Origin of the sequence: Buttiauxella sp. BIGb0552, from assembly GCF_004366275.1 — a bacterium.
Lineage (GTDB): Bacteria > Pseudomonadota > Gammaproteobacteria > Enterobacterales > Enterobacteriaceae > Buttiauxella > Buttiauxella gaviniae.
In genome coordinates this window covers 186,979-204,799 of record NZ_SODY01000002.1, presented here as the reverse complement: position 1 = coordinate 204,799, position 17,821 = coordinate 186,979, and the positions used below count along the sequence as shown (strand labels likewise).

Annotated in this window: 17 protein-coding genes and 2 tRNA genes; 15 read left to right on the top strand and 4 right to left on the bottom strand. The window is 47.9% G+C overall.

Annotated elements, in window-relative coordinates:
• Positions 1-322: 322 nt before the first annotated feature.
• The 11 genes from putP to chbG all read left to right on the top strand — a co-directional run bounded on the left by putP (position 323) and on the right by chbG (position 12,401).
• Positions 323-1,831 carry a sodium/proline symporter PutP gene (putP, locus tag EDF88_RS05775; RefSeq protein ID WP_064517738.1) on the top strand — a complete coding sequence of 503 codons (1,509 nt, stop codon included), beginning with the start codon at positions 323-325 and terminating at the stop codon, positions 1,829-1,831.
• A 165-nt stretch (positions 1,832-1,996) separates the two neighbouring features.
• Positions 1,997-2,830 (top strand): iron uptake transporter permease EfeU, encoded by an 834-nt coding sequence (gene efeU / locus EDF88_RS05770; protein ID WP_134183514.1) that lies wholly within the window; start codon positions 1,997-1,999, stop codon positions 2,828-2,830.
• Positions 2,831-2,892: 62 nt separating this feature from the next.
• On the top strand, positions 2,893-4,017 hold the full coding sequence (efeO, locus tag EDF88_RS05765; protein WP_064517741.1) for an iron uptake system protein EfeO: 1,125 nt from the start codon (positions 2,893-2,895) through the stop codon (positions 4,015-4,017).
• Positions 4,018-4,022: 5 nt separating this feature from the next.
• The gene (efeB, locus tag EDF88_RS05760; RefSeq protein WP_134183512.1) at positions 4,023-5,306 is read left to right on the top strand and encodes an iron uptake transporter deferrochelatase/peroxidase subunit; all 1,284 of its coding nucleotides are present in this window, start codon (positions 4,023-4,025) and stop codon (positions 5,304-5,306) included.
• A 656-nt stretch (positions 5,307-5,962) separates the two neighbouring features.
• A complete protein-coding gene (phoH, locus tag EDF88_RS05755) occupies positions 5,963-6,751 on the top strand; it encodes a phosphate starvation-inducible protein PhoH (RefSeq protein ID WP_208326128.1) in 789 nt (262 codons plus the stop codon).
• A 262-nt stretch (positions 6,752-7,013) separates the two neighbouring features.
• On the top strand, positions 7,014-7,334 hold the full coding sequence (locus EDF88_RS05750) for a PTS sugar transporter subunit IIB (protein WP_064517748.1): 321 nt from the start codon (positions 7,014-7,016) through the stop codon (positions 7,332-7,334).
• An 86-nt stretch (positions 7,335-7,420) separates the two neighbouring features.
• Positions 7,421-8,779 (top strand): PTS N,N'-diacetylchitobiose transporter subunit IIC, encoded by a 1,359-nt coding sequence (gene chbC / locus EDF88_RS05745; RefSeq protein WP_064517750.1) that lies wholly within the window; start codon positions 7,421-7,423, stop codon positions 8,777-8,779.
• 134 nt (positions 8,780-8,913) lie between these two features.
• Positions 8,914-9,261 (top strand): PTS N,N'-diacetylchitobiose transporter subunit IIA, encoded by a 348-nt coding sequence (chbA, locus tag EDF88_RS05740; RefSeq protein WP_064517752.1) that lies wholly within the window; start codon positions 8,914-8,916, stop codon positions 9,259-9,261.
• 12 nt (positions 9,262-9,273) lie between these two features.
• Positions 9,274-10,110 carry a transcriptional regulator ChbR gene (chbR, locus tag EDF88_RS05735; RefSeq protein ID WP_064517754.1) on the top strand — a complete coding sequence of 279 codons (837 nt, stop codon included), beginning with the start codon at positions 9,274-9,276 and terminating at the stop codon, positions 10,108-10,110.
• A gap of 140 nt (positions 10,111-10,250) precedes the next feature.
• Positions 10,251-11,594 carry a 6-phospho-beta-glucosidase gene (locus tag EDF88_RS05730; RefSeq protein ID WP_064517755.1) on the top strand — a complete coding sequence of 448 codons (1,344 nt, stop codon included), beginning with the start codon at positions 10,251-10,253 and terminating at the stop codon, positions 11,592-11,594.
• 45 nt (positions 11,595-11,639) lie between these two features.
• Positions 11,640-12,401: a chitin disaccharide deacetylase gene (gene chbG / locus EDF88_RS05725; protein WP_134183510.1), complete on the top strand. Its 762-nt coding sequence runs from the start codon at positions 11,640-11,642 to the stop codon at positions 12,399-12,401.
• 547 nt (positions 12,402-12,948) lie between these two features.
• Here chbG and EDF88_RS05720 read toward each other — a convergent pair.
• Both EDF88_RS05720 and EDF88_RS05715 read right to left on the bottom strand, forming a co-directional pair.
• Positions 12,949-13,036: transfer RNA gene (locus EDF88_RS05720), tRNA-Ser, on the bottom strand.
• Positions 13,037-13,251: 215 nt separating this feature from the next.
• Positions 13,252-13,339, bottom strand: a tRNA-Ser gene (locus EDF88_RS05715).
• A gap of 206 nt (positions 13,340-13,545) precedes the next feature.
• Between EDF88_RS05715 and ghrA the strand changes: the two genes are divergently transcribed.
• The 4 genes from ghrA (at position 13,546) to EDF88_RS05695 (ending at position 16,479) form a co-directional block, all read left to right on the top strand.
• Positions 13,546-14,487 (top strand): glyoxylate/hydroxypyruvate reductase GhrA, encoded by a 942-nt coding sequence (gene ghrA / locus EDF88_RS05710; RefSeq protein ID WP_134183508.1) that lies wholly within the window; start codon positions 13,546-13,548, stop codon positions 14,485-14,487.
• A gap of 81 nt (positions 14,488-14,568) precedes the next feature.
• The gene (locus tag EDF88_RS05705; protein ID WP_134183506.1) at positions 14,569-15,306 is read left to right on the top strand and encodes a phosphatase; all 738 of its coding nucleotides are present in this window, start codon (positions 14,569-14,571) and stop codon (positions 15,304-15,306) included.
• A gap of 36 nt (positions 15,307-15,342) precedes the next feature.
• Positions 15,343-15,897: a molecular chaperone gene (locus tag EDF88_RS05700; RefSeq protein ID WP_064517763.1), complete on the top strand. Its 555-nt coding sequence runs from the start codon at positions 15,343-15,345 to the stop codon at positions 15,895-15,897.
• 102 nt (positions 15,898-15,999) lie between these two features.
• Positions 16,000-16,479 carry a DUF1097 domain-containing protein gene (locus EDF88_RS05695; protein ID WP_134183504.1) on the top strand — a complete coding sequence of 160 codons (480 nt, stop codon included), beginning with the start codon at positions 16,000-16,002 and terminating at the stop codon, positions 16,477-16,479.
• A gap of 45 nt (positions 16,480-16,524) precedes the next feature.
• On the opposite strand, the gene csgG is transcribed toward EDF88_RS05695, so the two are convergent.
• Positions 16,525-17,358: a curli production assembly/transport protein CsgG gene (csgG, locus tag EDF88_RS05690; protein ID WP_064517767.1), complete on the bottom strand. Its 834-nt coding sequence runs from the start codon at positions 17,356-17,358 to the stop codon at positions 16,525-16,527.
• A gap of 40 nt (positions 17,359-17,398) precedes the next feature.
• On the bottom strand, positions 17,399-17,812 hold the full coding sequence (gene csgF / locus EDF88_RS05685; RefSeq protein ID WP_064517768.1) for a curli production assembly/transport protein CsgF: 414 nt from the start codon (positions 17,810-17,812) through the stop codon (positions 17,399-17,401).
• Positions 17,813-17,821: the final 9 nt, after the last annotated feature.

Here is a 17,821-nt window from a genome sequence, read left to right as displayed (position 1 = left end):
AGAAAACAAGCGGGCTAATTATTCGCAGACAGGGTGAATTAACTGACAGAGTTAACACTTTCTAAGGGTGCAACCGTGAAAAGCGTGAGCGAGTGCAACCTGGTGAAAAAAGCTATTTTTTGTACGGTGAATTTATTGTGAATAGTGTGTTAAAACGCTTGTGAATAAAAAATACTAACCCCCCTAAATAATTCAAGTTGCAGGAAGGCGGCCAGGCCGTAAGTCTCCAGGATCATAGTTAACTATGTGACTGGAGCGCGCGGGTGCAGCCAATGCATCTGCGGCTTGAAGGATGACGGGGGAAATAATCTGGAGAACTTGCATGAACATGAGTACACCAATGCTGGTGACCTTCTTTATCTATATCTTTGGCATGATATTGATTGGGTTTATCGCCTGGCGTTCAACGAAAAACTTTGATGACTACATTCTGGGCGGTCGCAGCCTGGGTAGTGTGGTTACTGCATTATCAGCGGGCGCATCCGACATGAGCGGCTGGCTACTGATGGGATTGCCGGGTGCCATTTTCCTTTCCGGTATTTCGGAAAGCTGGATTGCCATCGGTCTTACGGTTGGCGCATATATCAACTGGAAACTGGTCGCCGGACGCCTGCGTGTTCACACCGAAGTGAACAACAACGCGCTGACGCTGCCAGATTATTTCTCCGGGCGTTTTGAAGATAAAAGCCGTGTTCTGCGCATTATCTCCGCGTTAGTGATTCTGCTGTTCTTCACCATCTATTGTGCATCTGGCATCGTGGCCGGTGCGCGTCTGTTCGAAAGCACCTTTGGCATGAGCTACGAAACCGCACTTTGGGCGGGTGCTGCGGCAACCATCATTTATACCTTTGTCGGTGGGTTCCTGGCAGTAAGTTGGACGGACACCGTTCAGGCGAGTTTGATGATCTTTGCTCTGATCCTGACACCTATCATGGTGGTGATTGCGGTTGGTGGCTTTGACGATTCGATGGCGGTTATCAAGCAAAAGAGCATTGAAAATATCGATATGCTCAAAGGGCTGAACTTCGTCGCGATTATCTCTTTGATGGGGTGGGGTCTGGGCTACTTTGGTCAGCCACATATTCTTGCGCGCTTCATGGCGGCAGATTCACACCACACAATCGTTAAAGCGCGTCGCATTAGTATGACGTGGATGATTTTGTGCCTGGCGGGCGCGTGTGCTGTAGGCTTCTTTGGTATCGCGTATTTCAACAACAACCCGGCGCTTGCGGGTGCGGTAAACCAAAACGGCGAGCGCGTATTTATCGAGCTGGCGCAACTTCTGTTTAACCCATGGATTGCAGGCATCTTGTTGTCAGCAATTTTAGCGGCAGTTATGTCAACGTTAAGCTGCCAGTTACTGGTGTGCTCCAGCGCAATTACCGAAGATTTGTACAAAGCATTCTTCCGTAAAGATGCGGGGCAAAAAGAGCTGGTTTGGGTCGGGCGCTTTATGGTGCTGTTAGTCGCTCTGATTGCCATCGCGCTGGCGGCTAACCCTGAAAACCGTGTGCTTGGCCTGGTCAGTTACGCATGGGCAGGCTTCGGTGCCGCGTTTGGCCCGGTTGTGCTGTTCTCGGTAATGTGGTCACGCATGACGCGTAATGGTGCGTTGGCAGGAATGATCATTGGGGCGCTGACTGTTATCGTCTGGAAACAGTTCGGCTGGTTGGGGCTGTATGAAATCATCCCAGGTTTCATCTTCGGCAGCATCGGTATTGTCGCGGTCAGCCTGCTTGGCAAAGCGCCAAGTGCGACTATGCAAAAACGCTTCGAACAAGCGGACGAAATTTACCACTCCGCGCCACCAAGCAAATTACAACCTGAGTAATTCACAACATCCATTGAAGGCCGCTTATCGCGGCCTTTTTTACAGCTGTACACAAATATCCAAATTCTCTGCTTGTGTTTATTTTTGCGGTAATGATAATCACAATCGTTCTGGTTTACTTTTCTTTACGCCATTTGACCTGAGTTCACAGTTGGGGTGTCAGTAATGTTTGTCCCGTTTCTCATTATGTTACGCGAAGGCCTGGAAGCCGCGCTGATTGTTAGCCTGATTGCTAGCTATCTGAAGCGTACTCAACGCGGCCAATGGATTGGCGTCATGTGGATTGGTGTTGTGGCGGCAGCTGCGCTATGCCTGGCGCTGGGCATCTTCATCAACGAAACCACCGGTGAATTCCCGCAAAAAGAGCAGGAGTTATTTGAAGGCATCGTGGCAGTCATCGCGGTCTTCATCCTGACGTGGATGGTGTTCTGGATGCGCAAAGTATCGCGCAATGTGAAAGGGCAGCTCGAGCAGAAAGTGGACGAAGCGCTGCACAGCAAAGGCAACCACGGTTGGGCGCTAATTTTAATGGTGTTCTTCGCGGTCGCCCGTGAAGGTCTGGAGTCAGTATTCTTTCTGTTGGCAGCATTCCAGCAGGATGTGGGCATTATGCCGCCACTCGGCGCGATGCTTGGCCTGGGTACCGCGATTGTGCTCGGCTTCTTACTTTACTGGGGCGGTATCCGCCTGAACCTGGCCGTGTTCTTCAAATGGACCAGCCTGTTTATTCTGCTGGTGGCCGCAGGGCTTGCAGCGGGTGCAGTACGTGCTTTCCACGAAGCGGGACTTTGGAATCACTTCCAGGATATCGCTTTTGACCTCAGTAATGTTCTTACCACTCATTCTCTTACCGGTACGCTGCTCGAAGGTATTTTTGGATATCAGGAAACACCGACCGTAAGCGAAGTAGGAATGTACTTTATTTACCTGATCCCCGCGCTGGTGCTGTTCTTAATGCCACCGCGTTTGAGCGCTCAGGCGACAAATAACGTTCGTTAAATATCTTGCGGCAGATTATCGCCACTTAGTTACAACATACTCTTGTTTTATAGGGATTGGTCATGACTACACATTTTCGCCGTAAAGCCTTGCATGCTGCGTTGTTTGCGTTTGCTTCTTCTGCCTTTGCCGTTCAGGCGGCTGATGTTCCTCAGGTAAAAGTTACTGTGACTGATAAACAGTGCGAACCGATGAACATTACGGTAAACGCCGGTAAAACCCAGTTCATCATTCAAAATAACAGTCAAAAAGCGCTGGAGTGGGAAATTCTGAAAGGGGTGATGGTAGTTGAAGAGCGTGAGAACATTGCACCTGGTTTCTCACAGAAAATGACGGCTAACCTGCAAGCGGGTGAATACGACATGACCTGTGGCTTGCTAAGCAACCCTAAGGGCAAGCTTATCGTTAAAGCGGCGGGCGATCAGACTGCACCGAAAAACGACCTGATGGCATTGGCCGGACCAATCACCGAATACAAAGCTTATGTGACTGCGGAAGTTGCAGAGTTGGTTAAAGGTACAAAAGCCTTTACTGACGCAGTGAAAGCCGGCGATATCGAAAAAGCCAAATCTCTGTATGCGCCAACTCGCCAGCATTACGAGCGTATCGAACCTATTGCTGAACTGTTCTCTGATCTCGACGGCAGCATTGATGCCCGCGAAGATGATTACGAGCAGAAAGCCAATGATCCAAAATTCACTGGTTTCCACCGTCTGGAAAAAGCGCTGTTTGGTGACAACTCCACTAAAGGCATGGAAAAATATGCCGATCAGCTCAACAGCGACGTGCTGGATCTGCAAACACGTATTTCTGAGCTGGCATTCCCGCCAAGCAAAGTTGTCGGCGGTGCTGCGGGCCTGATTGAAGAAGTCGCGGCCAGTAAAATCAGTGGTGAAGAAGATCGCTACAGCCACACTGACCTGTGGGACTTCCAGGCAAACGTTGATGGCGCACAGAAAATTGTTAACTTGCTGCGCCCGTTGCTGACTAAAGACAATGCGCCATTGCTGGCAAAAGTGGATGCCAACTTCAAGAAAGTGGACACCATTCTTGCTAAATACCGAACTAAAGACGGCTTCGAGACTTACGACAAACTGACCGATGCAGACCGCAATGCGCTGAAAGGGCCGGTAACGGCGCTGGCAGAAGACTTGTCACAACTGCGTGGCGTACTAGGTCTGGACTAGTTTTTATGGAAGATAAAAATAAAAACGGCGGGCATATTCCGGCTCGCCGCCGCTTACTGAAAGGTTTGGGCGCGCTCGGTGGCGCCCTTGCCGTTGTGGGCGGATGCCCAGTGGCACATGCGGCGAAACAAGAGACTTCTCCTGGCACGTTACCACCAGATGCGCGCATGGAAAAACAACCGTTTTACGGTGAACATCAGGCAGGTGTACTGACGCCACAGCAAGCGGCCATGATGTTGGTTGCATTTGATGTGTTGGCCAGTGATAAAGCTGACCTTGAGCGTTTATTCAAGTTGCTGTCTGCGCGTTTCGATTTCCTCACTACAGGTGGCCCTGCTCCGGATACCCCTAATCCACGGATGCCACCGATGGACTCAGGGATTCTTGGTGCGCAGATTTACCCGGATAACCTGACTTTCACCCTCTCTGCGGGAACATCGTTGTTTGATGAGCGCTTTGGGCTGAAAGGGCAGATGCCGAAAAAGCTGCAAAAGATGGAGCGCTTCGCTAATGACTCGTTGGATGCCAGCTTGTGTCATGGTGATTTGCTTCTCCAGATTTGCGCGAATACTGCGGATACGGTTATCCATGCCTTACGAGATATCATCAAACACACGCCGGATTTGCTAAGCGTGCGTTGGAAGCGCGAAGGGTTTATCTCCAACCATGCAGCGCGTTCACGCGGCAAAGAGACGCCTATCAATTTGTTAGGGTTTAAAGACGGTACGGCGAACCCTAACAGCGAAGATAAACCGCTGATGAATGATGTGGTGTGGGTGACGGCAGATCAGCAAGAACCAGCATGGGCGGTAGGTGGCAGCTATAAGGCCGTGCGTATTATTCAGTTCCATGTTGAGTCCTGGGATCGAACGCCGCTAAAAGAGCAGCAGACTATTTTTGGCCGCGATAAACACAGTGGTGCCCCGCTTGGCATGAAGAATGAGCACGACGAGCCCGATTACGCAGCCGACCCTGACGGTAATATGATTGCGCTGGATGCTCATATTCGTCTGGCGAACCCGCGCACTAAAGAGACGCAGTCCAACCTGATGATGCGCCGTGGTTACAGCTATTCACTGGGTGTATCAAAGTCTGGGCAACTGGATATGGGATTGTTATTTGTCTGCTTCCAGCATGACCTTGAGAAGGGCTTTTTGGCTGTGCAGCAACGTCTTAACGGCGAAGCGCTGGAGGAGTACGTGAAGCCAATTGGCGGTGGGTACTTCTTTGTATTGCCGGGTGTTGTGGATAAGCAGCACTATTTAGGGCAAGGGCTTCTGGAAGCTTAATTCTGTAATCTCGAAATCATTTCATCCTAAGCATCTCCTTCTTCTACATGAGAAGGAGATGCTTAACTTTCTCTTCTGACTATCTGAGAGAGGGGGCGTTGTACGCTTACTTGAAGCACGTTTTTTCCTACAATTCTTCCCCTGCTAATTTTTCATTTGCTAACTATTTGCCTGCCAGGTATTCATTCAATTTCTATATGACTACCCCATTGATATAAAAGTGTAATATTTTTATGTCATAAATTTGATAAGCGCATGACGAAACGCGAATGTTGATTTAAAGTAAAATAAAAGTTGCAATTTAGATAATTTTTGATGTAATTAAAGCACGAGCGGTAGTTCCCGGCTGTGAATCTTAATCACAATGGAGATCGCGAATGGTAGGGTCCTGTACTGGCCGATTGAACAAACATCTTACCCGCACAAATCAGCGCGGAGGCATCTCCTCCGGCTTCGCTATCTTCACCGCTAAAAACCCTGAATCCACAACCAATCAATGTATTAACGATGCGCTAAGCGGCGTAATTCGTCTAACTGGTGCATCCTCTCAACCGGCAGTTCATGGCTTAAAAGGAAGCCAAACCTCATCCGTTAGTGAACATAATCGCGCACTGTGTTGTGGCGCGGGAAATGAAACCAACTGTAAGGTGCCATCCATGGGAAGACAGAAAGCAGTGATCAAAGCTCGTCGCGAAGCAAAACGTGTGCTGAGACGGGATTCGCGTAGCCATAAACAACGCGAAGAGGAATCGGTCACAACGCTTGTGCAGATGAGCGGCGTTGAATCTATCGGTATGGCAAGAGATTGCCGTGATAACTCACCGATTGCGGCGCGAAATGAGGCTCAGGAGCACTATCTTAACGCCATCGAGAAAAAGCAGCTGATATTCGCCACCGGTGAAGCCGGGTGCGGCAAAACGTATATCAGTGCGGCGAAAGCCGCTGAGGCCCTGATACATAAGGATGTCGACAGGATAATTGTCACCCGCCCGGTCCTGCAAGCTGATGAAGATCTCGGTTTCTTACCCGGGGATATTTCGGAAAAATTCGCTCCTTATTTCCGCCCGGTGTATGACATCCTGGTGCGACGTTTAGGGTCGTCTTTTATGCAGTACTGCCTGCGTCCCGAAATTGGCAAAGTAGAGATTGCGCCGTTCGCCTATATGCGTGGACGTACCTTCGAAAATGCGGTGGTTATTCTTGATGAGGCGCAGAATGTCACCGCAGCGCAAATGAAAATGTTCTTAACGCGCCTTGGGGAAAACGTGACGGTCATCGTCAATGGCGATATCACGCAATGCGATTTGCCACGGGGTGTTAAGTCCGGCCTGAGTGATGCTCTGGAACGTTTTGAAGAAGATGAAATGGTAGGTGTGGTCCGCTTTGGCAAACAAGATTGTGTGCGCTCGGCCCTTTGCCAGCGCGCATTGAATGCCTACGACTGATTTCCGGTGTGAAAGAATTGTAAAGCCCAAACTCTGTTTGGGCTTTTTTCTTTGCGCGAATTATTTACCCAAAATGTGAAGGGTATCAAAACGGATAGTCAAGGAGAGACAATTTTGGGCTCCGCAATATTATTCCCCGCCGACGTGTTGCCGTATACTTCTCTCAACAAGAAACAATCAGAACTTTCCAATCAGTCCCTTTTGCAGGCGTGGGTTGTGCTGATTTCAGACATGCAGGCTATTGCAACGTGAGGAATTTATTATGACTAAAAGACGTATCTACCTATTTTGTTCTGCCGGGATGTCCACCTCATTGCTGGTATCAAAAATGAAGGCGCAGGCAGAGAAGTATGAAGTGCCTGTAATTATCGAAGCCTGGCCTGAAACTCTGGCTGCTGAAAAAGGCAAGGATGCAGATCTGGTATTACTTGGACCACAAATCGCTTATATGCTGCCAGAAATTCAGAAAGTATTACCCGGTAAACCGGTAGAAGTTATTGATTCAGCAATGTACGGCAAAATTGATGGGTTAGGCGTGCTGAAAGCAGCAGTCGCATCGATCAAGAAAGCAGCAAGCAACTAATTTTTTATTTTGTTTTATTTTTCCGTCAAAGAACGACCTTACACAACCTGGCCGCAAGAATCTTGCGGCAATAAAGGAAATTCCAAATGAGTAAAGTCATTGATTCACTTGAAAAGATATTGCTTCCTTTCGCAGTGAAAATTGGGAAGCAACCGCACGTCAACGCAATTAAAAATGGTTTCATCAAATTAATGCCATTGACCCTTGCCGGGGCCATGTTTGTATTAATCAATAACGTATTTCTGAGTTTTGGCGCTGGTTCATTTTTTTATTCTTTAGGTATTCGTTTAGATCCCTCAACCATTGAAACCCTTAATGGGTTAAAAGCCATTGGCGGCAACGTATATAACGGTACGTTAGGTATTATGTCGCTAATGGCTCCTTTTTTCATTGGTATGGCGCTTGCTGAGGAACGTAAAGTTGACCCTCTTGCGGCCGGTTTATTATCCGTTGCCGCATTTATGACCGTTACACCCTATAGCGTAGGTGAAGCTTATGCAGTGGGCGCTAACTGGTTAGGTGGTCAGAATATTATTTCCGGTATTGTTATTGGTCTGGTTGTCGCGGAGCTATTTACTTTTGTTATCCGCCGAAACTGGGTAATTACTTTGCCAGATAGTGTGCCAACTTCGGTATCACGTTCATTCTCTGCGTTAATTCCAGGTTTCCTGATTCTGTCTATTTTCGGGATTATTTCCTGGGTGCTGGCGAATCATGGTAGCAACTTCCACCAGATCATTATGGATTCCATCTCTACGCCGCTGGCTTCGATGGGTGCGGTAGTGGGCTGGGCGTATGTTATCTTCAACTCCCTGCTGTGGTTCTTCGGTGTGCATGGTTCGCTGGCGCTTACCGCGCTGGACAACGGCATCATGACCCCATGGGCGTTGGAAAACATCGCTCTCTACAACCAGTATGGTTCAGTTCAGGCTGCGATTGATGCAGGTAAACAGTTCCACTTCTGGGCGAAACCAATGCTCGACTCCTACATCCTGTTGGGTGGTTCTGGTGCGACACTGGGCTTAATTATCGCAATCTTCATGGTTTCACGTCGCGCCGACCACCGTCAGGTTGCGAAACTGGCACTGCCGTCAGGCATCTTCCAGATTAATGAACCAATCCTGTTCGGTCTGCCAATCATCATGAACCCAGTTATGTTCATCCCGTTTGTGCTGGTTCAGCCGATTCTGGCAGCTATCACACTTGCGGCTTACTCTCTGGGAATTATTCCACCGGTTACCAACCTTGCTCCATGGACGATGCCTACCGGTCTGGGCGCCTTCTTCAACAGTAACGGTAGTATCGCAGCATTGTTAGTTGCGCTGTTCAACTTAGGTGTCGCGACATGTGTCTACATACCGTTCGTTATCCTGTCTAACAAAGCACAGGCTGTAATCGAAGAAGAAGAAAGCGAAGAAGATATTGCTAACGCACTGAAATTCTAATCTTAATTTTTGTACCCAAAATAATTCGAGCGGCAGGAAGCCAACGCACATGCGGCTTGAACTCTGAAGGGTAGTAGTTTTGGTTGGGGATGGCCCCCTATCCCCAACCACTTTAAATATACCGGGAGATTGAAATGTTTGATTTGGATAGCGCAGTCGATAACGAAGTGGATACCGACGATCTTGAAGAAGTGGTGATGGGTTTAATCATTAACTCAGGTCAGGCTCGCAGCCTTGCATACGGCGCACTGAAAATCGCGAAAACAGGTGATTTTGAAAAAGCCAGGGAGTTGATGGCGCAGTCTCGTGAAGCACTGAATGCAGCGCACCTGGTGCAAACCAAATTGATTGAAGGTGACCAGGGCGAAGGCAAAACTAAAGTTAGCCTGGTGCTGGTTCATGCACAGGATCACCTGATGACTTCTATGCTGGCGCGTGAGTTGGTTACAGAACTTATTGAGCTTCACGAAAAAATAAAATAAGTTGGAGTCCCTATGCAGCCACCGGTAATCAGTATGGAAATCAACACGGCACGCGAGAGCCAGCTTTTTGATGGTCAACATTTCCACATGTTCATCCACAACAAAGTCGAAAGTGTCTCCGGGCTGCACCAGCATGATTATTACGAATTTACGGTAGTGCTGACAGGGCGTTATTATCAGGAAATCAACGGTAAACGTGTGCTGCTGGAAAGAGGGAGTTTTGTTTTCATTCCACTCGGCTCTTATCATCAAAGTTTTTATGATTTTGGTGCGACCCGAATTTTGAATGTTGGTATTAGCAAGGCTTTTTTTGAACAACATTATTTACCGTTATTCCCAGCATATTTTATTGCGTCACAGGTTTATCAAATTAAGAATGAATTTTTGACTTATATTGAATCTGTGACTGCTTCATTAAACTTCCGTCAGGGTGAGTTTAATGAGTTTCTTGAAATGGTGACGTTTTATATTGTGAACCGTCTGCGCCATCATAAAGAATCTGAGTCCGGCGGTGATATTCCTGGCTGGCTGAAAAATGCTGTTGAGCAGATGCATGGCAAGTTGATGTTTGGCGATAAAGCATTAGTGAATATGGTGGAGTTGTCCGGTAAGTCACAGGAGTACTTAACCCGTGCTACACAGCGCCACTATGGCAAAACACCGATGCAAATTATTAATGAGATAAGAATTGATTTTGCTAAGAAGCAACTGGAAATTACCAACTATTCTGTCACCGACATTGCTTTCGAGTCAGGTTATAGTAGTGCCAGTATGTTTATTAAAAACTTTAAGAAGTTAACGTCATTTACACCGCAGCATTATCGGAAGCAGTTATACAGCATTAAATAGTCATTATTCATTTCCATTGTGAATGTATTAGTGAAGGTTGGTCAATATACCCCATATTATTAGTGCGGCATATAACCTTCAATAATACATCTATATCGCTGTCTTAATTTACAGTGCAATAAACTTGTACCGGAGTCCTCATGAGTAAAAAATTGAAAGTCGTCACAATCGGTGGTGGTAGCAGCTATACCCCTGAATTACTCGAAGGTTTTATTAAACGTTACGAAGAATTGCCGATAACTGAATTATGGCTGGTTGATGTTGAAGCCGGAAAAGAGAAACAAGATATTATTTTCGATCTCTGCTTGCGTATGATTGAACGCGCGGCAGTGCCAATTGCACTGTATAAAACCCTCGATCGCCGCGAAGCGCTGGTAGATGCCGATTTTGTTACCACGCAATTGCGTGTCGGGCAGCTTAAAGCCCGTGAACTTGATGAGCGTATCCCGCTAAGCTACGGCTATTTGGGCCAGGAAACTAACGGTGCGGGTGGTTTGTTTAAAGGTCTGCGTACTATTCCGGTGATTTTCGACATCATTAATGATGTGAAAGAGATCTGCCCAGACGCATGGGTTATCAACTTCACTAACCCGGCTGGCATGGTCACCGAAGCAGTTTATCGCCACACTGACTTCAAAAAATTCATCGGTGTTTGCAACATTCCAGTGGGCATGAAAATGTTCATTAAGGATGTGTTGAAACTCGCACCAACGGACGAACTGAACATTGACCTGTTCGGCCTGAACCACATGGTCTTCATCAAAGATGTCATTGTTAACGGGACTTCCCGTTTTGATGAACTGCTTGATGGCGTGGCGTCCGGTACGCTAACCGCAGGTTCGGTGAAAAACATCTTTGATCTGCCATTCAGTGAAGGTCTGATTCGTTCACTTCGACTGTTGCCGTGCTCTTACTTGCTTTATTACTTCAAGCAAAAAGAGATGTTGGCCATCGAAATGGGCGAGTTCTACAAAGGTGGTGCACGTGCCACGGTTGTTCAGAAAGTCGAAAAGCAACTGTTCGAGCTTTATAAAGATCCGGCCCTGAATGTGAAACCAAAAGAGTTGGAACTGCGTGGCGGAGCTTACTACTCTGATGCGGCTTGTGAAGTTATCAGCGATATCTATAACGACAAGCAAAGCGAGCATTACGTTAACGTGCCACACCACGGGCATGTTGATAATATTCCTGCTGACTGGGCGGTTGAAATGACCTGTACCATCGGCCGTGAGGGTGCTACCCCAAGCTCGCGCATCACTCATTTTGATGAAAAAGTGCTGGGCCTGATTTACACCATCAAAGGGTTCGAAGTGGCAGCCAGTGAAGCCGCACTTAGCGGAAACTTTAATGATGTTCTGCTGGCGTTAAATCTAAGCCCGCTGATTCATTCTGATAAAGATGCCGAGAAAATTGCCCGCGATATGCTGTTAGCTCACGAAGCTAATCTGCCAAACTTTGCAGAAGCTATCGCTGCACTTAAATAACTGGAGGCCTTCCCTGCAAAGGGAAGGCAGCTTACCGAGGCGACAATGGATAAGTTATTAATTGTTAACGCGGATGATTTTGGGCTGTGTAAGGCGCAAAACTACGGAATTATCGACGCATTCACCAACGGTGTAGTGACGTCTACCACCGCGATGGTTAACGCCGCAGGTATTGAACATGCTGTTGCACTCAGTGCAAAACATGCAGGTCTGGCTATTGGGATGCATTTTGTACTGACGTTGGGTCGACCGTTATCTGCAATGCCAGGCCTGGTTGATGAAAAGGGCAAATTGGGTAAATGGATTTGGCAGCGAGCGGAAGAAGACACTCTGCCACTTGCGGAAATTGAGCAAGAATTGGCGTGCCAGTTCGCGAGATTCATCGAATTATTTGGCCGCAAACCTACGCATCTCGACAGCCATCACCATGTACATATGATCCCGCAGATCTATCCGATAGTTGAAGCCTTTGCGAAAGAGCAGGGCGTGGCAATCCGTTTTGATTACGATGCTGCCATAGCTGGCGGGCTTGAGTGCCGGGGAGTAAAAACGGCGGAAGGTTTTGACAGTGGTTTTTATGGTGAGGCGATATCGGAAACGTTATTCCTCGATACACTCGACCGCTCCATGGCGCGTGATGAGCAATCGTTAGAAATAATGAGTCACCCTTCCTTTATTGATAACACCATTCTTAACAGCAAATATTGCTATCCGCGTCTTGCTGAACTGGATGTTTTGACTTCTGCGTCGTTAAAATATGCGATTGCGGAACGTGGTTATCGGTTGGGTTCGTTTGCGGATTTATAATCCGCATGAGTTCACTTTAATCTGGCGGGTGGCGTGCTGCGCTTACTCGTACAGCGAAAGATGTAGACAGTTGATCTTAGCCCGAACTTAGGTTCGGGTTTTTTTATGGACAAAGCGGTATCGGATGACAAATTATGGACGAAAAAAAAGTCTGAACGTGAGTTCAGACTTTCTCTTTAAAGATGGCGGTGAGAGAGGGGCTGACTGCGCTGCGCTTGCCCTACGGGCGTCATGGCTGCAAGCATCCCTGACGTCCAAATGCTGGCGCATTTGTCGAACCTCGGGTCGAGGGTTCTCGCCCATCTCTCCACGGGTTTCGGGCGAAAAAAAAAGCCCGCATTTGCATGCGAGCTCTTCTTTAAAGATGGCGGTGAGAGAGGGGCTGACTGCGCTGCGCTTGCCCTACGGGCGTCATGGCTGCAAGCATCCCTGACGTCCAAATGCTGGCGCATTTGTCGAACCTCGGGTCGAGGGTTCTCGCCCATCTCTCCACGGGTTTCGGGCGAAAAAAAAAGCCCGCATTTGCATGCGAGCTCTTCTTTAAATATGGCGGTGAGAGAGGGGTTCGAACCCTCGATACGTTGCCGTATACACACTTTCCAGGCGTGCTCCTTCAGCCACTCGGACACCTCACCGTTTTGAATCTGTTGCCAATATCATGGGGCAACGGGGCGCTACTATAGGGAGTAGACCGCATTCGGTCAAGTTTAATCTTCTGTTTCTATACCGTTTGGTCAAGGCGTGAACGATACCTGGACTTTAAGTTAGCGTCATTCATTCGCGATATTAGCAGTGCCGAATTACGGGCGAAAAAAAAGCCCGCATTTGCATGCGAGCTCTTCTTTAAATATGGCGGTGAGAGAGGGGTTCGAACCCTCGATACGTTGCCGTATACACACTTTCCAGGCGTGCTCCTTCAGCCACTCGGACACCTCACCGTTTTGTTGTTCCCTGACATCTGGAACGGGCGCTAATGTAGGGAAAAGAACGGCCTGCGTCAATTCACTTTTGAGTAAATCTGGTGCGTTCAGCCAAACTTCAAGCAACTTGCTTCTTAAAACAGCATTACACGCTGATTTTTTATTACATTCATCTCATGTATTGTTTAGGGCTGCGCGTAAGCCTAAGAATAAATGGAGAAAGCATGGACATTATTTTTCATCACCCAACATTTAATACGCAACTTTGGCTGGAAGGTATGCAGCAGCAACTTCCTGGAGCCACGGTTCGCCAATGGCATCCTGGTGATAACCAGCCTGCGGATTACGCCCTGGTGTGGCATCCCCCGGTGGAAATGCTCAGTGGGCGCGAGACGCTGAAAGGGGTATTTGCATTGGGAGCAGGTGTAGACTCCATTCTGAGTAAGCTTCAGGCTCATCCGGATATGCTGCCAGCAGGTGTTCCGCTATTTCGTCTGGAAGATACCGGTATGGCGCTGCAGATGCAGGAATACGCGGTGAGTCAGGTATTGCACTGGTTCCGTAGGTTCGATGATTATCAGGCATTAAAGCTGCAGTCAAAATGGCAGCCGCTGGATGATTATCGCCGTGAAGACTTCACTATCGGCCTGCTTGGTGCGGGTGTACTGGGTGGGAAAGTAGCAGAAAGCCTGGCGGCCTGGGGGTTCCCGGTGCGTTGCTGGAGCCGCAGCAAAAAAGAGTATCCGGGCGTAACCAGCTTTGCGGGCGCTGAACAATTGGGTGACTTCCTTAAAGGCACTCGTGTGTTGATTAACCTGCTGCCGAATACTCCGCAAACTGTGGGCATTATCAACAGCCAGTTGCTCAATCAACTAGCGGATGAGGCTTTCGTTATGAACCTTGCGCGTGGTGTGCATCTGGTTGAAAGTGATCTGCTCGCCGCTCTTGAGAGTGGAAAAGTGAAAGGGGCCATGCTCGATGTCTTCGCCAAAGAGCCACTTCCTGCGGAAAGCCCGCTATGGAAACACCCGCGAATTGCCATAACACCTCATCTGGCAGCCGTTACCCGTCCTCAGGAGGCAATGGAATATATTGCCAAAACGATTCGCCAGATTGAAAACGGTGAGTCGCCGAGTGGTCAGGTTTCATTGCATCACGGTTATTAATGCACAGCCCGGCTTGAGCCGGGCTAAAAAACCACGGTGATAACTGCTATCCTTGCGAGAAAGACATATAAGGAGAGAGCCATGTATCCCGTTGACCTGCATATGCACACCGTCGCCAGCACCCACGCCTATAGCACCCTTTATGACTACATTGCGATTGCTAAAAGCAAAGGTATCAAGTTGTTTGCTATCACCGATCACGGCCCGGATATGGCTGATGCGCCTCATTACTGGCACTTTGTGAATATGCGCATCTGGCCGCGAGTGGTCGATGGTGTCGGTATTTTGCGTGGTATCGAATCTAATATAAAAAATACCGCTGGTGAAATTGACTGCACCGGGCCGATGTTGGACTCACTGGATCTGATTATTGCTGGTTTCCATGAGCCTGTTTTCCCGCCTCAGGATAGTGCTACTCACACCGAAGCGATGATTGCTGCAATGGCGAGTGGCAATGTCCACATCATTAGCCACCCCGGCAACCCGAAATTCCCGGTCGATATTCCTGCTATAGCGCAGGCGGCAGCAAAATATAATGTCGCGCTGGAGCTCAATAACTCCTCATTTACTCATTCACGTAAGGGCAGCGGCCCGAACTGCCGTGCGATTGCTGCCGCAGTGCGTGATGCCGGTGGTTGGTTATCGTTGGGTTCAGATTCCCACACTGCCTTTACCCTTGGGGATTTTGATGAGTGTCGCAAAATTCTGGACGAAGTTGAGTTCCCGGAAGATCGTATTCTGAATGTTTCAGTCGCCCGTATGCTTGGCTTCCTCGAAGCTCGCGGTATGGCGCCAATCGAAGAGTTCGCCACACTTTAATTTCTGTTTTTAATCTCTACTAAATGGATCGTTAGCATGAATGAGTTTTCAATTATTTGCCGCATTTTAGGATCACTTTATTATCGTCAGCCTCAGGATCCGCTTCTGGTTCCGTTGTTGACGATGATCCGCGAAGGCAAACTAGCAGAGCACTGGCCGCTGGAGCAAGATGAGTTACTGACTCGTCTGCAACAGAGCTGCGATCCTCAACAGCTGGCTGCTGATTACAATGCGCTGTTTGTTGGTGAAGAGTGTAGTGTGCCGCCTTATCGCTCAGTATGGGAAGCTGGCAGTAATGAGGGTGATGTGCGCGAGTTTCTAAAACAGCGCGGCATGCCGCTTGCCGAAACACCTGCCGATCATTTTGGTACTTTGTTGCTGGCAGCCTCCTGGCTTGAAGACCAGTCACAGGAAGATGAGTTTGAAGCGCAAGTTCGCTTGTTTGATGACTATCTGATGCCGTGGGCTGGCACTTTCCTTGGCAAAGTCGAAGCGCATTCTACAACGCCGTTTTACCGCACACTGGCGTTAATTAGCCGTGAAGCCATTCAGGCAATGCGCGATGAACTTGAAGAATCCGACGATGAGTAATGTGATTTAAATCACATATAAAGTGCAACTTGGATTTTTAGTTTACAAAAAATGTGCGGCAGATCGTGGTCGAACTATAAGGCTCTGCTATGATGTGCCGCTATGAACATACTTATCTCTCTTGCATTGACCACCGGTATTCTCTCTGGCCTTTGGGGTTGGGTTGCGGTGAGTCTTGGTTTAATCAGTTGGGCAGGTTTCCTTGGTTGCACCGCATATTTTGCGTGTCCGCAAGGCGGTATCAAAGGTCTTTTCATTTCTGCATGCACATTATGTAGCGGCGTATTATGGGCTCAGGTCATCATTCACGGTAGCGCGGTAGCGCCTCACCTGGAGATTTTGGGCTACATGGTTACGGGTGTTGTGGCATTCCTGATGTGTATTCAGGCCAGGCATGTATTGCTCTCGTTTGTGCCGGGCACATTTATTGGTGCTTGCGCGACCTTTGCAAACCAGGGTGAATGGCGGATTGTCGTGCCTTCTTTATTGCTCGGTCTGGTGTTTGGTTTTGCGATGAAAAATAGCGGACTGTGGCTTGCAGCACGGAAAACGAAGTCTGAATCTCAAGTGATAGCCGAATAAATAAAAAAAACCAGCCGAGGCTGGTTTTTTATTATCTGTTGATCATCAAGATTCAGGAGGGACGGACATCTCTCTGTATTTAGCCAGTATCGGATTGTTAATATCTTTTGGATTTTCTAAATCCCACAAGCCGCGATTAATACCATCATTAACCAGATAAATAACCCCTGTTTCTATTGCTGACATCAGACACATCATTACAGGTTCATTGGTGGTGTAGCCGATTTCACCTTCCAGTAATCGTTGATAATCAACGAAACGGAATACCCCGGCCTGAACTTCATAAGACAAAATTGTTTTGCTGGTATTGACCGATGACAATACTTCACCGGTACTAACATTTACTACTCGTAAGTTCACTGCTATTTGATCAAGCTGATATTGTGTCTCGCCACCGATACCAAAGTAGCGTGCACCAACACCGCCCGATTTCACGTTGCTTTCATAACCGATAATTGAACCTTCAACCATCACGTTTGCCGCTATTAGAGAATCTAGTGGTCTACGGTTGTTCTCTGCAACGGTGCCATTTTCCTGTGCTGCACGAATGATCTTACGTTCGTTTAACAGGTTTTGCAGGCCCTGACGTTCCAATGGAACAAACCAGCGTGAATCTTTTAAAGCAGTAACCAACATAGAGGTTGCGCTCTGTGGTACCGCGGTTGAGAAGTTACTTGCAGGATAGGGTTTAAATTGCCCTGTTTCATCCTGAATATTATAAACCGAGACAAACAGCTTACCTTTTGTCGGTGGTAAGTGGGTTAAGTCACGGTAACTTTGTGCCCGAGGCAAAAGTGTAGGTTTCGCAGCTTCTTTAGGTGGTGCGGTTAAACAACCACTTAATAAACACACTGCTACGATGAGAAGTAAGCGCTGCATAATGTTTATCCTTAAATACTTTTTTGTCGTTTAATGCCCACTAAAAATTAGTAGCGTTGTTTTGTAATCCTGAAACATCAATTGTTGAAACCTGGCCAGTTTTACGGTCAGTGACGTTAAGTCGTAACTGCCCATCAACGTTAGCAATATCTACGATAAAGTCGTTTGTGACCATCCTGCCCGGTTTCCCGGTATTTATATTGGTCAATAGCCCACCGAGCAGTTGCGACTGAATAGCGGAAGTAAAACTATCCAGTGCGGAAGGCGCGGTATAACCAAAATCACTTGAGCTAGGGTCTTTATAGGAATTCTGAGCCTGTGCCTCATTAAGTAAAAAGGACCCATTATTGGGGTTACCACCAAAATTAGGGTTTATAAACTGAAAAGTCATATTTCCTCCCCAGGACAAAGGGGATATCAGCAGTAAAGATAAAACTGCATGAGTGATACGCATGACAGCCTC